The sequence below is a fragment of the Seonamhaeicola sp. genome, assembly GCF_028281565.1.
Taxonomy (GTDB): domain Bacteria; phylum Bacteroidota; class Bacteroidia; order Flavobacteriales; family Flavobacteriaceae; genus Seonamhaeicola.
Window position 1 is genome coordinate 1 of record NZ_JANQJQ010000044.1, and the last position, 14,892, is coordinate 14,892.

The following is a 14,892-nucleotide window of genomic DNA, read 5'->3' on the forward strand; positions in this document are numbered from 1 at the left end:
TCAGGCAGTAGAACCCATTCTTCAAGAAAACAAAGATCGTTTTGTTATTTTTCCAATTCAACATCATGATATTTGGGAATGGTATAAAAAATCTGAGGCGAGTTTCTGGACTGCAGAAGAAATTGACCTTCATCAGGACTTAACAGATTGGTCGACCAAACTTACAGACGATGAGCGTTACTTCATCAAACACATTTTAGCCTTTTTTGCTGCCAGCGACGGTATTGTAAACGAGAATTTGGCGGAAAACTTTGTAAATGAAGTACAATATAGTGAGGCAAAATTCTTTTACGGTTTCCAAATTATGATGGAAAACATCCACAGTGAAACTTATTCGCTTTTAATTGATACTTATGTAAAAGACGAAAAGGAAAAAGATATTTTATTCAAGGCCATAGAAAATTTCCCGGCGATTAAAAAGAAAGCAGACTGGGCATTAAAATGGATTGAATCCCCAAGTTTTGCGGAGCGTTTAATTGCTTTTGCAGCAGTAGAAGGGATATTTTTCTCAGGTGCTTTCTGCTCTATTTTCTGGTTAAAGAAACGTGGTTTAATGCCGGGGTTAACATTTTCAAATGAGTTGATCTCCAGAGATGAAGGGGTACATTGTGATTTTGCAGTACACTTACATCAAAATCATTTGGTAAATAAGGTGCCTAAAACCAGAATAACTGAAATATTGATAGATGCGCTTGATATAGAGCGTGAATTTATAACAGAGTCTTTACCGGTTAGTTTAATTGGTATGAATGCCAAACTAATGACTCAGTATTTAGAGTTTGTAACAGACAGGCTATTAAGTGAATTAGGCTGTGACAAAGTATACAACACTACCAATCCGTTTGATTTTATGGACATGATCTCTCTTCAGGGAAAAACCAATTTCTTTGAAAAACGTGTGTCCGAATATCAAAAAGCAGGTGTTTTAAATAAAGAAGAAGAACAGGACAAATTTAGTTTTGATGCAGACTTTTAGTTTGCTGTAAATCCTAAAAAAGGGTTCTTCCGGATCCATATTATTTTCCGTCATCGGGAAATAAGCTAAACTATTTTTTATCAAACCCAACTAAACTTTTTCTAACTAACCCTTAGAAAATTTTTTTAGAATAACTAGCTAACCATTTTTCTGAAGCCATTCAGAAAGCCTAAAAAACAGTAAAACAAATGTATGTAATCAAAAGAGACGGTAGAAAAGAACAGGTCATGTTCGACAAGATCACCGCAAGAGTGAGAAAATTATGTTACGGACTAAACGAATTGGTAGATCCGTTAAAAGTTACCATGCGTGTCATTGAAGGTTTATATGACGGTGTAACCACCAGTGAACTGGATAATTTGGCAGCGGAAATTGCAGCGACTATGACTACGGCACACCCGGACTATGCACGTTTGGCAGCGAGAATTTCCGTGTCTAATTTGCATAAAAACACTAAAAAGACATTTAGTGAAGTGATGCAGGATCTGTATACATACGTTAACCCAAGAACCGATAAAGATGCGCCTTTATTATCCGATGAGGTCTATAATGTAATTATGGAGCACAAAGACCGTCTCGACTCCACCATTATATACAACCGGGATTTTGGATATGATTACTTCGGTTTTAAAACCTTAGAGCGTTCTTACCTGTTGAAGCTTAACGGTAAAATAGCTGAGCGTCCGCAACACATGCTAATGCGTGTTTCCGTAGGGATCCATTTAGATGATATTGACGCTGCTATTGAAACCTATGAGTTGATGTCTAAAAAGTACTTTACACATGCAACCCCAACGTTGTTCAATTCCGGAACGCCAAAACCACAGATGTCGTCTTGTTTCCTGTTAACTATGAAAGAAGACAGTATTGACGGTATTTACGATACGTTAAAGCAAACTGCTAAAATATCGCAGTCTGCCGGGGGTATTGGTTTGGCTATGCATAATATTCGTGCGACAGGCAGTTATATTGCCGGGACTAACGGAACCAGTAATGGTATTGTGCCCATGTTACGTGTATTTAATGATACGGCGCGTTACGTAGATCAGGGAGGCGGTAAGCGTAAAGGTAGTTTTGCGGTGTATCTAGAGCCCTGGCATGCTGATATTTTTGAATTTTTAGACCTGAAAAAGAATCACGGTAAAGAAGAAATGCGGGCCCGCGATTTATTCTACGCTATGTGGATCCCGGATTTATTCATGAAACGCGTTCAGGAAGATGGAGAATGGACGTTAATGTGTCCAAATGAGTGCCCCGGATTACCTGAAACACACAGTGAGGAATTTGAAAAATTATATTCAAAGTACGAAGCAGAAGGGCAGGGACGCAAAACCATTAAAGCACGTGAACTCTGGGAGAAAATATTAGAATCTCAAATTGAAACCGGTACACCGTATATGTTGTATAAAGATTCGGCTAACCGTAAATCGAATCAACAGAATTTAGGAACGATCCGTTCTTCAAACTTGTGTACTGAGATCTTAGAATATACTTCACCAGATGAGGTGGCAGTTTGTAATTTAGCATCTATTGCTTTACCAATGTTCGTGAAGAACGGTCAGTTTGATCATAAAGAACTGTTCCGTATCACAAAACGTGTCACCAAAAACTTAAATAGGGTCATTGATAGAAATTACTATCCGGTGCCGGAGGCTGAAAATTCTAACATGCGCCATCGTCCTATTGGATTGGGCGTTCAGGGATTAGCAGATACGTTCATTCAATTGCGTTTACCGTTTACAAGTGATGAAGCTAAACAATTAAACCAGGATATTTTTGAAACACTTTACTATGCTGCGGTTACGGCCAGTATGGAAGAAGCTAAAACAGATGGTCCTTACCAAACCTATAAAGGGTCTCCAATAAGTAAAGGCGAATTCCAACATAACCTATGGGGATTAAAAGACAGTGATTTAAGTGGTAATTGGGATTGGGAAAAACTTCGTAAGCAGGTGTTGAAAAACGGTGTGCGTAATTCGTTGTTAGTGGCACCTATGCCAACAGCATCTACCTCTCAAATTTTAGGTAATAATGAGTGTTTTGAGCCTTATACATCTAACATTTATACGCGTCGTGTCTTATCGGGTGAGTTTATAGTGGTGAACAAGCATTTATTGGAAGATTTAGTAGAATTAGGTCTTTGGAACGAAGGGCTTAAGCAAGATATAATGCGGGCCAATGGTTCTATTCAAAATATCGATATCATTCCACAGGATATTAAAGACCTTTATAAAACGGTTTGGGAGTTAAGTATGAAGGACATCATCGATATGTCCCGTCAACGCGGCTATTTTATAGATCAATCGCAATCGCTTAACTTATTTATGGAAGGTGCCACGATGGCGAAATTAACCTCCATGCATTTCTATGCCTGGAAAAGTGGTCTGAAAACAGGAATGTATTACTTACGTACCAAGAGTGCTGTTGATGCTATCAAGTTTACACTTCAGACTACCAAAAAAGAAGAACCGGTAGCCGAAACCGTTGAAGTTGACGATGTTGCCGTACAACAGGAAGAAGCAAAGAAAAAGAAATTAGCCGCACAAAATGCTGCTAAATTTGCTAAACAAAATACGCCTACACCTGAGGTAGATGTAGAGCCTATGTCTGCCGAAGAAATGAAAGCACTTATTGCTCAGGCAAAAGCCGGTGAAGGTGATGACTGCCTGATGTGTGGCTCTTAAGAAATCGGGTTTGCTTCCCCTTTTACGGGGGAGCCCCAAATTTAAACGAAAAAAGCATCTCCTCAGAGATGCTTTTTTTTATAAAGTCAATCTTGTTTTAATCTAATATCTTATTCTCGGCAACGGCTGTATCTTTTTCAGCCATTAAAGCGAAAAACTTGTCAATATTTGGAAGGATGACAATACGTGTTCTTCTGTTTCTGGCCCTGTTTTGCCATGTTTCATTATCGGTAAGCGGCTGGTAGCTACTTCTACCGGATGCTATTAACTTTTCAGGTGCTACGTCAAATTTATGTTGTAACCTTCTAACTACAGAAGTGGCTCTTAGAACACTTAGGTCCCAGTTATCAGCAATCTTATCAGTGTTTATACCTCTGGAATCCGTATGGCCCTCTACCATGACATCTAAACTTGGTTCGGAATTTATAACATCCGCCAATTTGGTTAAAATTTTATCTGCTTTAGAGCTTACTATGTGGCTTCCGCTGTTAAATAACATTTTGTCTGAAATAGAGATCATTACAACCGTTTCATTAATGTCTACGGCAATATCTTCGTCTTCATCAATATCATTGGTGTTAATAGCTTTCTCTAAGTTATATGCTACGGCCAGGTTCATAGAGTCTTTAAGTGTTTTTGCCTGACTTAACCTGGAAGGATCTACATTTGCCAATGTAGCGCGCATTTTAATCTTGGCATTATTAGAGATTACAGCCCCATTTTTAAGTGTTTCGAATTTAGAATTACTTTTTTCGGTTAGCACGTCAACATCTTCTTTTAAAGACGAAATTTTAGTGTTGTACTCTGTAACTCTGGCTTGGATCTTAGCAAATTTAGCTTCTAAATCTTCTTTTTCTACTCTGGTTTTAGTCAATTCACTTTTAATCTGACCATTTTCATGTTCTAAAGCCAGATATTTCTTCTTTGAAACGCAAGAAAAAGTGAGAGCAACTAATAATAAAATTGAAATTTTCTTCATAATATTAATTTAGGTTTACATCATTTACGTAATGAAGTAGATTATAGATTACGAAGCATGTGAATTCTTTTTAACAGAGAAAGCTATTTACGCTTTCTATAACGAGAATTTCAAATTTAAATTAAAGGAGGTCATTTTGAAGACGTCTTTTTGTAAATAAAATACTATATTTAGTGAACTTAATAAATAGAATAAAAATGAACCCACAAAACTTCATTGTAACCCCGGACATTTACGCCAGCAAGGAAAAGAGATTTGTAAACATGATTATTGATGTTATAGCTTATTATGTATTGTCATTTATAGTTGGTATACTTTTCGGGATTTTGGAATTGATTGGTATAACAGGCATTTTAGATTATATAGCTACTATGGGGCCTCTTGGGAACTTAATTTTCGGGATAATAATAGTAGGGTCCTATTTTACTGTTTTTGAAGTTTTAACTCAGAAAACATTGGGAAAACTAATTAGCAAAACAATGGTAGTTTTAGAAGATGGAAGTAAACCAACTACTAAGGATGTTTTAATAAGAACCTTTAGTAGATTTATACCATTTGAGGCCTTTTCCTTTTTAGGTTCTGAAGGGCGTGGTTGGCATGATTCCATATCAGACACTTATGTTGTTGACACTGCCAAGTTTAAGGCCAAGGTAAAGGCTGAAAATGAATTAGACCTGATAGGTGTTTCTCAGGAAGATTAATTCAGAATGGACAAATTTTTAAAAGAAGCTATTATTGAAGCCAAAAAAGGATTGCGTGAAGGAGGGATTCCCATAGGTTCCGTCATAGTACATAACGATAAGATTATTGGAAGGGGCCATAATAGGAGAATCCAGAACGGAAGTGTGGTTTTACATGGTGAAATGGATGCCTTTGAAAATGCCGGCCGACAGTCCGCTTCGGTTTATAAAGCCTGTACTTTATATACTACCTTATCCCCTTGTTCTATGTGTTCCGGGGCTATTTTATTGTATGGAATACCCAAAGTGATTATTGGCGAAAACCAAACATTTCTGGGAGAAGAAGCCTTATTGAAATCAAGAGGTGTACAAGTTGAAGTAGTTAATAATCAGGATTGTATTGATCTAATGACTTCTTTTATAGCCTCCAATCCGGAACTTTGGAACGAAGATATTGGCGAGTAGTTAGTTTAAAACATCTGTTCCTAAGAGGGTATTGTCTTTATTGTAATACCAGGCCCTGTTTTTAGGCATTTTAATTCCATTAATTACTTTTTCTTCGGTTAAAAGAATATACTCGCCGGAATCATTTTTTTGATGGCCGTTTTCATCTGTTCTAAAGAACTGATACACTTCCATAGCATAGGTTTCGGGATTAAAATAGAAATACCAGATATCGCTTCCTACACTGTCATCATAAGTTACTTTTAAGATCAAATAGTCTTTTCCCTTGAAGGTTTTCTTTTCAACTTTGGGGTCAATGACCGTTCCGGGGTCCTTTAACTTCATGGGTAAGCCGTAAAGGTAGGTGTAGTAGTCTTTATAAAGATTAGCACTTTCACAATTAAGGCCATGCTTTTTGATGTCTTCTTCTGAAATATCTTCAGAATTATTTAAGGCAAATGAACAATTACCCTTATCCACAATGAGAGTTGTTGTAATCGTATCTCTTGTGGCGGTTACCTGAAAAAACTCATTAGGGAGATCTATTCGAATATCACTATGCCTGGACAATTTATCAGGGGTTTCCATGGTAACTTTCAGGGTACCCTTAAATGTGGCCCAATGACCATCAGGGTCATGGTATGTAACAGCCTTATCGAGAAGCTGAGGGCCTGTCAAATTTTGAGAAAACAATTGCCCGGTGATGAATAAAACAGCTAATATTAAATGTAAAGTTTTCAAAATGTTTCTTTTTGTCTAAGATACAAAACAAAAAGAGGCTGTCTAAAAAGTCACATCTTTGTCAATCTGAACTAGTTTCAGATTCTAAACGTGTGTTAAAAATCAGTGCTTTAAGATTCTGAAATAAATTCAGAATGACAGATTTTCATACTTTTAGACAGCCTCTTTAATTATATGTTTTTGTAATTACTCTTCTTCTTCTATTGTCGAAACAACAGTTGCCGGCTCAATAGAGTCGTCATGAGAATTATAATATTCTTCCAACAGATTCATGGTGGCCGTTAACAGGTCTTTTGTTTCCAATAAGATACCAAAGTATAAGGTTGTGTTTTTAGGACTGGATTCTTCCGTTCTGGTACGTTCAACCTGTTTCTGTATTTTTTCAGTTAAAAGATTGAAAACATCATGTTTTTTATGCAATACAGCACCAATTTCATTAAAAGAACCCGAATTGAAAGCATTTTTGGTATCGCTGAACAATACCTCAAAAGCATCATCAATGTCTTTAAGCTCTTTTATCTGGCTGAATTTTAGCTTTTTATGATTGTTGTTTACATGTTTGTAACTTGAGTTTGATATATAAGCCAGTGATTGTGCCATATCTTGCAGGTACCTTAAAATACTCAGATAGAAATTACTGGCTTCAACACTTGGTTCGTCCAGGTTCTTAATGAAATAGAAAATATTGTCTTTTAATTCTTCAATCTCATCTGTGAGTCTTTCTACCTGGCTTTTATTTTTCTTAAGCATTTTAAGATTGTGGGTGGCCAGACCATTTACGGCATTGGTATAAATTCTGTTACCCCGTTTTACAACGTTGGCTATGTTACTGGCACTTTCAACAATAACGCCTTGGGTAGAGCTGCTTTCAGCTTTTTGTAAAGTGTCTTCGGCCTTAAGTTCTTTTGTCTTTTTTCTGTGGCTCAAATAGTTTCTGACTAAAACAAGTAAAGCAAAAGCAATGAGTGCCACTAAGGCATAGCCTCTGCCACTGTATAAAATTAATGCCATGATAGCAGCAGCCACAAAAGCACTTATAGCGGTAAAAAACCATCCGCCAATAACGTTAAGTACTCCGGCAACCCTGTATACAGCACTTTCGCTTCCCCAGGCTCTGTCAGCTAAAGACGTACCCATAGCTACCATAAAGGTTACATACGTGGTAGATAAAGGTAATTTCATGGAGGTGGCTAATGATATAAGAACACTTGCAACCATAAGGTTTACCGCGGCTCTAACCATATCGAAAGCAGGCATATCTTCCTTTTTAATGGCTGCAGACATAACAGGCTCTTTAAATTGCCTGGCAATGACACGCTTTGCCGAACCGGGTAATAAGTTGTTTACGCTTTCTGACGCGGCAATGGTCATTCTAACGATGCTTCTGGATAAAAAGTTGGGTTCAAAACGCTCTTTAACTTCATCCTGACGTGATAAGTCTACCGATGTTTTTACTACCGCTTTAGCTTTACTGGAGAACCATAAGGTTAAAACCATTATCAAACCGGCAGCTAATAAAATGTAAGTAGGCGTCTGAATTTTATTTCCAAGACTTTCCATCGTAAACTGAGAGGCCGTTATACCGAGGGTGTCATGGGCCTGATTGAAATCCAGATAAGCCTGGTAAGCTCCGGTTGTAGGACCGATAAAGTTTACCAGATCATTGCCTGCAAAAGCGACAGCCAGGGCAAACGTTCCAATAACAATAATAATCTTATATATGTTGGTCTTCAGTAAAGTCATTAACATTAAAGAGGCCATGGTAAAAACTGCAAATCCGGCAGCCAGAACCATTTCGGTATTGCCTGATATTAAACTTTTTATGTCATCACTCATAAAAGTGGCATTCTTTATCCCTTTTATAAGAATGAAGTACATGATGGATGTTACCGCAAAACCACTGAAAATGGCACCATAAAGCTTAGGTTTATCATTAAAATTGAATGATAGTAAAAGACGCGAAATATATTGAATAATAGCGCCTACAGAAAAGGCGACTACAACCGAGAGCAATATACCCAGTATAATTTCTATCGCTTTCTCATTATTAATATAATTACCGATGTCTAATAAAGACAGGTCATTACTCATAGTAATTTTGATAACAGCCATACATACTGAAGCTCCTAAAAGTTCAAAAACTATAGACACCGTGGTAGAGGTTGGCAACCCTAAGGTATTAAAGAAATCAAGTAGCAGGATATCGGTGATCATAACTGCCATGAAAATGATCATGATCTCATCAAATACAAATTCGCCCGGGACAAAGATGCCTTTCCTGGCAATTTCCATCATACCGCTGGATGACATAGCTCCAAAAGCAACACCTATACTTGCAACAATCATTAAGGTTCTAAACGAAACTGCTTTAGAGCCGATAGCTGAGTTAAGGAAGTTTACGGCATCATTACTCACACCGACAACCAGATCTGCAATAGCCAGAACGGCCAGAGCAATAATCATAAAAGTATAAAGATTGTCCATCTAAAAGAAAAGGTAAATTTTAAAGAGCAAATGTCTTATTTTTAATTAAACCTAATGTTACGAAAATGTTATGTTCTTTCATGTTTTTAATAATGGATATACAACTATGAGTTGCGTTATTCAATTATTGCTTATGTTATTCGAATATTAATCATTTGTTAAATCATAAACAAATGAAAATCAATTATTTATAAATTTAATGTTAAATTAATGTTATGTAAATGTTGCTTGAATGTAAAATATTATTTATATTTGTTATAGAATTATTAATTAAAAACCCCCACATATTATGAAAAAATATATCCTCATTTTAGCAGTTCTATTTATTGGAACATCAGTTTTTGCTCAAGATAATAATACAGTAAAACATGAAAAAAAGGGCGATCTGATTGAGACCACCTACTTTTATGCTAATGGCACCGTACAACAGCAAGGAACTTTTAACCAGGAAGGCAAATTACATGGTGTCTGGACCAGTTATGACGCCGAAGGTAACAGAATAGCTGTAGGGAATTACGAAAACGGAAAAAAGGTAGGTAAATGGACATTTTGGGTGAATGGCGAAGCAAATGAAGTGGACTACGTAGATTCCAAAATTACCAAAGTCGTTAAAGCAAATAATGAAGGATCATAATCAAGTTTGATTAATTGAATAGTAAAAAAGCTCCCAAATCGGGAGCTTTTTTTTATCTAAAATTTAAATGCTATTAGAATTTATAAGAGTATCCTAGAGAGAATTCTGTTCCAGGTTGTCTTAAAGAAAATACTCTGTCCTGAGTTCTGAACGACTCAAAAACACTTTCTCTTTCAGCACCTAAAATGTTACTGACTTTAATATCTATTGAAGATCTTTTGTTTTCTCCAAGCGCTTTATTTAAAGTAAAGTTCAAGCTTTCAAATGGCTTGGTGAATACATCGGGAATACCTCCTAAACCTACAACTTCTAAAGTTCTTCCCTGCATATTGAAGAATAAACCGGTTTGTAAACCTATTTCAGGGTTCGTATAATTTAAACTTGTATTGATCAGGAAAGGTGCCTGTCCCTGCATGTCTCTTGTTCTTTCAATGGTTTCTCCATCCCTGGCGTTTGCAACCCTGGAATCAAACTCACCGTCAGACATAGTTAATTCAGATTTAGTATACGAAGCATTAAGTGAGAATTTTAAGTTTCTCAAGCCTTCAGTTAAAAAGCCTAAGTTTTGTCTGAATTCAATTTCAGCTCCATAAACATCAGCGTCTCCTAAATTGTCAACCGTTAACTGTGTAGAAGCCTGAGCAAAGAATGCCTTTTCAATAGGGTCTTTAAATTGCTTATAAAAACCACTTATGGCAAACATTTGTCCTGCTTCACCAAAACGCTCAAACCTCAAGTCAAAGTTATTGACGTAAGTAGGCACTAAATTTATGTTACCAATAAATAATCTGTCGGTAATTGGATCATAAATTCTGGAGAAAGAAGCCTCCTTAAATGACGGACGTGCTGTGGTTCTATAGTATGACGTTCTGATATTGGACTCATCTGTTACAGCATAAATTAAATTTGCCGATGGGAATAAATCGAGCTCGTTTATTACTTCGTTACGTAAGTAATCCGTATTAGTACTATTATTTCTTCCGGTATAATATGATGTAAATGATTCTGCTCTTAAACCTAAAATGGTTTTAAGTTTTTCAGTTACATTAAATTCATTGGAAACATAAGTAGCACCAATATTTTGTTCACCTTCATAGGCATCGCCGGCATTGAATTGATCGGTTGAAACTAAGTTAGTACCATTAGCGTTATCTCTACTCCAAAGATTTTCGGGAGCTAAGAAATTATTCGGATTTCCGTCAGCAACGGTTTCATTGTTTTGAAAGGTCCAATCGTCAATACTAAAATCTCTGAACTTATAAGTATAGCCACCACCAAATTTTACTTTAGCCGGTCTGCCACCTAATTCATATTTCTTACTGAAATCGAATTTTGAAGCCCAGTTTTCTTCCTGTAAGAACCTCCAAATACGGATTGGGAAGGTTGCAAAAGAAGGACTGATATCAAACTCACCCTCATCTGTTTCCTGTAAAGGCGTGATCTTATGGTCTTTATCATGCACTTTAGAGAATGTAGGGGATAATTTCCAGTCGAAACTCCATTCATTATCAGCTCCAAATTTATGATTACCGTTAATTAAAAGGTTAGATACAGAACGTTCTGTGTATGTAATGGCGTCTTTAGTAATGGGCTCTAAACCGGCACCGGAACCGGAACCACCACCGGCAACTACCTGATCAAAGAAACCACCGGCAGACTCACCATTTTGAATGTGCAAAAAGTTAACTTTGTATTTAGATTTTTGCGTTTTAAACGTTAATCCCGCTAAACCGTTTACCAACACATTATTAATACCTTCTCTACCTTCAGAAATTCTATCGGCTAATAAGTTATTGTTTGATTTGTCAAGTGCGTCAATTGAGAAGGCACCGTCTACACGGTTTTCATAGAACGTCGTACTGTTTTTATATGAAAACAAGGCCATATAACCAAGTTTGTTATCACCAACTTCAAATTGATCTCCCATTGTAAAACCAAAGTCGAAATTGGGGTTACTGGTTTCTTCCTGCGCCCTTAATTCCGGATCAAATCTTCCTGTAAGTGAGTTTAAAAGGTTTCTGTTATCAAAGGTTCCGGGAATAGGTTGATATCTGTTAATCGGCACATTTCTGGTGCCATCGTCATACCCCCAGAAATCCGTATCACTACCCGATCCAATAAGGAAGTTATCTTTACCGTGCATATCCGGATTATATCCGGTACCTATTGAAACTGAAGCCTCAAATTTTGTTGGGAAATCTTTAGTTACAATATCAACCACACCCCCTGTAAAGTCAGCAGGGTATTCTGCAGCAGCAGATTTAACTACTATAATGTTATCCAATATATTAGTAGGGAAGATATCCATTTGAATAGTGTTTCTGTCCGGATCTAAACCGGGAATATCAACACCATTTAAAGTTGATTTGGTATAACGGTCACCTAAACCTCTAACATAGACATATTTTCCTCCTTCTACAGAAACACCAGGCACACTTTTTACAGCACTTGCCAAGTTCCCTGCTCCACTGGATTTAATACTTTGAGCCGATAACCCATCTAAAAGGGTAACAGACTTCTTTTGAATGTCTAATACTGCACTCTCAGTGTTCCTCTTAATACTGGTAGTAATTACAACCTCATCTAATGAGTTTGAAGACAATGTAACGTCTAAATCCGTAACCTGTCCGGCTTTAATTACTACGTCACTGATTTCTTTGGTTTCGTAACCAACAAAAGAGAAGACTACAGTGTAAGTACCCGCATCTAACTCTAATTGATACTTACCGTCAAAATCAGACGTGGTACCGCTAGTAGTTCTTTTAATTAATATATTGGCAAACGCCATGGGTTCATTGTTGTATTCACCATCAAGAACATTTCCGGCCAAAATACCGGTTTGAGCATTGACGGTGCTAAAAAAAGAACCTAAAACAAATAGTATAAAAACTATATAAATATTTTTCATCAATTTTGAAATTTTTATTTTTCAATATCAAACAAATAAAAATTTAATGCTTTGATCAACCGCTTCGCTTTCGCACAAAAACTTTAATTATTTAGGTTGTAATTCAAAAAATTAAACTTGTTTGTTCTCATTTCATAATATAATTTGAAAACTACTGCTCACATATTAGCGAACAGTAGTATTTTACATTTATTACAAAGTGTTTTTAGAATCCTAAACCACCTGCTTCATTGGCATAGGTCCAGCTTAAGTTAGCCGTATTAGCTCCAACAGTTTGAGAACCTTCTGTAACTTGAGTCGTCCAGTCGGCAGCTCTTTCAGTAAAAGATGGGTTAAGGATAATTTTATCCTCATCTACATCGTTACTCTCATCAGAATCATCGCAATTTTGAACGCAACCTACTTTTTCAACAAATATATTATTGTCAAACCCAACTACTTGCCAGTTAGAAAAAACAATGTTACCATCTAAGAAGTTTTGAGATACGCCGTTGTTATCTAACTCAACATCAGAACTGGCTTTAAAGCCTTTAGCGAACACATTAGAAGTGGTACCTGTAGCTTTACTTCTATAATCAGCATACTCCCCTTTAGAAGTATTTTCATTACCAATTAAAGTGACGTTAGTTAAAGTAAAAGATCCGGTAGCAGTTCCTTCTCTACCATCAATTTCCAAGGCGTGGTCAGAAACATCACCTAACACTACTACAGCATTGTCAATAGTTCCGGAGTAAGCCTGGTCGATATCTAATCCGTCATCACCTTGCGCCCATACTAATAGGTTAGAAGCGTTTACAGTACCACCGAAGAACTCGATACCATCATCAACATTGGCAACAACTTCAACATTGTCAATAACAGTTTTGTTACCTACACCTCCTAAAGTTAGTCCGTTAATTTCGTTTCCTTCTCCAATTAGAGCACCTCCGTGACGGATAGAAACATATTTTAAAACACCAGAATCATCATCAGCAACAGTTCCGCCATACAGGCCAAACGTATCATCTGCAGGAATGCCTTCAATTTGAATTTCAGTTAAATCCCCTTTTAAAGAACAAGGGGCATTACCAAGAATGATTAAACCACCCCAAAGCCCTCTGTTATTTTCATCTAAGTTTGTACCGGCAGTTTCACCTACGTCAATGTTGTCATCTTCAGACGTAAAGATAATAGGGCTTTCGGCAGTACCTACTGCGTTTATTTTTCCACCTCTTGCTATGATTAAAGCAGAAGCCAAAGAACCTGTACCTCTGGTACCTTTAATAATAGTACCCGGGTTGATGGTTAATGTAACACCGCTTTCTACAACAACCTTTTGGTTTAATTCATATATTTTATCGTTTGTCCACGTTACATCAGTGGTAAGAGCACCAGTAACCGGAACAATTTGCGTTCCTCCAGGAGTATTAGTTCCTCCTCCTTCATTAATTATAGTTACTTCTTCTATAATTATAGGTGTGTCATCATCTTTAAAACATCCTGTAAATACTAAAGTAGATGCTATTAAAAGAGTTAAAAATATTTTTTTCATCGTGTTTAAATTTTAGATAATTTTTTTAATCAGTTTTATGCTGCAAAGAAATGCACATAATGTAAATACCGTGTTACCTATAGATTAAAGAACGGTAATAAAAGAGTTATGCTAATGTTATGAAAAGAAGGGCTTTTCGGGGCTTTAGAAACAATTTGTTAACATTTAAAGTATTTGTATTTCAAGACTTACAACTTTAACTTTTAACGCCAAATCATAACATATCATATTAAGGCCCTAAAAGTTTCATTTAGGGTTTTAGAAAGTAAAAATTAGCTAATACTAATTAAGTGAAGTCGTTTGTTTAAGCACTTTCTCTTCAGACGGACTTTCAACAGAGGCGGTTTCGATCTGAGCCAGGGTAAATGCGTTTAATGACAATTTAATTTCCGTAGGATTTACAGAATCAACCTTTACATTAATCTCTTTAGTTTCATAACCCGGAAAATTACAAACCAACGTGTAACTGCCGTCTTTTAGGTTTTCAAAAAGAAACATGCCTGAGACATCGGAAGTAGCATTAATAGATGTTCCTTTAACTGAAACATTAGCAAATGCTAAAGGCGTATTGCCTAGTTCTTTATCTAGTACTTTACCAACAATTAAGCCTGTGTTTTGAGCAAAGGAAACCGAGACAAATAAAAGAAAAAATAAAGCTAAAAAGTGTTTCATTAGTTCAATGGAAATCAAGTGCTGCAAATTACCGACTTTATTCAGTTTTTAGTGTTACGTAATTGTTAATGGTATTTCATTTTTACGTTACCTTAATGTTAAGAGATTTTGGGTTTTATTTTTATTGAATTTGGTTATCTTGCCGAGGCTTTAAATGAA

At 36.4% G+C, this 14,892-nt stretch carries 11 protein-coding genes; 5 read left to right on the forward strand and 6 right to left on the reverse strand.

Annotation, left to right across the window (positions count from 1 at the left end):
* Both Q0983_RS18935 and Q0983_RS18940 read left to right on the forward strand, forming a co-directional pair.
* The coding region (locus Q0983_RS18935) for a ribonucleotide-diphosphate reductase subunit beta (protein WP_299556589.1) at positions 1 to 976 on the forward strand (976 nt) is incomplete at its 5' end.
* A 188-nt stretch (positions 977 to 1,164) separates the two neighbouring features.
* Positions 1,165 to 3,660: a ribonucleoside-diphosphate reductase subunit alpha gene (locus Q0983_RS18940; RefSeq protein ID WP_299556591.1), complete on the forward strand. Its 2,496-nt coding sequence runs from the start codon at positions 1,165 to 1,167 to the stop codon at positions 3,658 to 3,660.
* A gap of 97 nt (positions 3,661 to 3,757) precedes the next feature.
* Here the strand turns inward: Q0983_RS18940 and Q0983_RS18945 are convergent, their stop codons facing one another.
* The gene (locus Q0983_RS18945) at positions 3,758 to 4,639 is read right to left on the reverse strand and encodes an OmpA family protein (RefSeq protein WP_299556593.1); all 882 of its coding nucleotides are present in this window, start codon (positions 4,637 to 4,639) and stop codon (positions 3,758 to 3,760) included.
* 197 nt (positions 4,640 to 4,836) lie between these two features.
* Here Q0983_RS18945 and Q0983_RS18950 point away from each other — a divergent pair, with 197 nt between their 5' ends.
* Together Q0983_RS18950 and Q0983_RS18955 are read left to right on the forward strand one after the other, a co-directional pair.
* Positions 4,837 to 5,340 carry an RDD family protein gene (locus Q0983_RS18950; RefSeq protein ID WP_299556595.1) on the forward strand — a complete coding sequence of 168 codons (504 nt, stop codon included), beginning with the start codon at positions 4,837 to 4,839 and terminating at the stop codon, positions 5,338 to 5,340.
* Between the two features lie 6 nt (positions 5,341 to 5,346).
* Entirely contained in the window at positions 5,347 to 5,784 is a 438-nt protein-coding gene (locus Q0983_RS18955) for a nucleoside deaminase (protein WP_299556597.1), read from the forward strand.
* Here the strand turns inward: Q0983_RS18955 and Q0983_RS18960 are convergent, their stop codons facing one another.
* Positions 5,785 to 6,504, reverse strand: a complete 720-nt coding sequence (locus Q0983_RS18960) for a DUF6503 family protein (protein WP_299556599.1) — start codon at positions 6,502 to 6,504, stop codon at positions 5,785 to 5,787. It abuts the gene before it with no gap.
* A 186-nt stretch (positions 6,505 to 6,690) separates the two neighbouring features.
* Entirely contained in the window at positions 6,691 to 8,988 is a 2,298-nt protein-coding gene (locus Q0983_RS18965; protein WP_299556601.1) for an inorganic phosphate transporter, read from the reverse strand.
* 289 nt (positions 8,989 to 9,277) lie between these two features.
* Here Q0983_RS18965 and Q0983_RS18970 point away from each other — a divergent pair, with 289 nt between their 5' ends.
* A complete protein-coding gene (locus Q0983_RS18970; protein ID WP_299556603.1) occupies positions 9,278 to 9,622 on the forward strand; it encodes a nicotinic acid mononucleotide adenyltransferase in 345 nt (114 codons plus the stop codon).
* Between the two features lie 73 nt (positions 9,623 to 9,695).
* Here the strand turns inward: Q0983_RS18970 and Q0983_RS18975 are convergent, their stop codons facing one another.
* The 3 genes from Q0983_RS18975 to Q0983_RS18985 all read right to left on the reverse strand — a co-directional run bounded on the left by Q0983_RS18975 (position 9,696) and on the right by Q0983_RS18985 (position 14,733).
* Positions 9,696 to 12,530 carry a TonB-dependent receptor gene (locus Q0983_RS18975; protein WP_299556605.1) on the reverse strand — a complete coding sequence of 945 codons (2,835 nt, stop codon included), beginning with the start codon at positions 12,528 to 12,530 and terminating at the stop codon, positions 9,696 to 9,698.
* Positions 12,531 to 12,735: 205 nt separating this feature from the next.
* Entirely contained in the window at positions 12,736 to 14,061 is a 1,326-nt protein-coding gene (locus Q0983_RS18980) for a hypothetical protein (protein ID WP_299556607.1), read from the reverse strand.
* 282 nt (positions 14,062 to 14,343) lie between these two features.
* The gene (locus Q0983_RS18985) at positions 14,344 to 14,733 is read right to left on the reverse strand and encodes a carboxypeptidase-like regulatory domain-containing protein (RefSeq protein WP_299556609.1); all 390 of its coding nucleotides are present in this window, start codon (positions 14,731 to 14,733) and stop codon (positions 14,344 to 14,346) included.
* Positions 14,734 to 14,892 lie beyond the last annotated feature (159 nt).

Coding starts and splice junctions, on each gene's coding strand:
- Q0983_RS18970 (WP_299556603.1), top strand. CDS start 9,278: ATGAAAAAATATATCCTCATTTTAGCAGTTCTATTTATTGGAACATCA.
- Q0983_RS18950 (WP_299556595.1), top strand. CDS start 4,837: ATGAACCCACAAAACTTCATTGTAACCCCGGACATTTACGCCAGCAAG.
- Q0983_RS18985 (WP_299556609.1), bottom strand. CDS start 14,733: ATGAAACACTTTTTAGCTTTATTTTTTCTTTTATTTGTCTCGGTTTCC.
- Q0983_RS18980 (WP_299556607.1), bottom strand. CDS start 14,061: ATGAAAAAAATATTTTTAACTCTTTTAATAGCATCTACTTTAGTATTT.
- Q0983_RS18965 (WP_299556601.1), bottom strand. CDS start 8,988: ATGGACAATCTTTATACTTTTATGATTATTGCTCTGGCCGTTCTGGCT.
- Q0983_RS18940 (WP_299556591.1), top strand. CDS start 1,165: ATGTATGTAATCAAAAGAGACGGTAGAAAAGAACAGGTCATGTTCGAC.
- Q0983_RS18955 (WP_299556597.1), top strand. CDS start 5,347: ATGGACAAATTTTTAAAAGAAGCTATTATTGAAGCCAAAAAAGGATTG.
- Q0983_RS18945 (WP_299556593.1), bottom strand. CDS start 4,639: ATGAAGAAAATTTCAATTTTATTATTAGTTGCTCTCACTTTTTCTTGC.
- Q0983_RS18975 (WP_299556605.1), bottom strand. CDS start 12,530: ATGAAAAATATTTATATAGTTTTTATACTATTTGTTTTAGGTTCTTTT.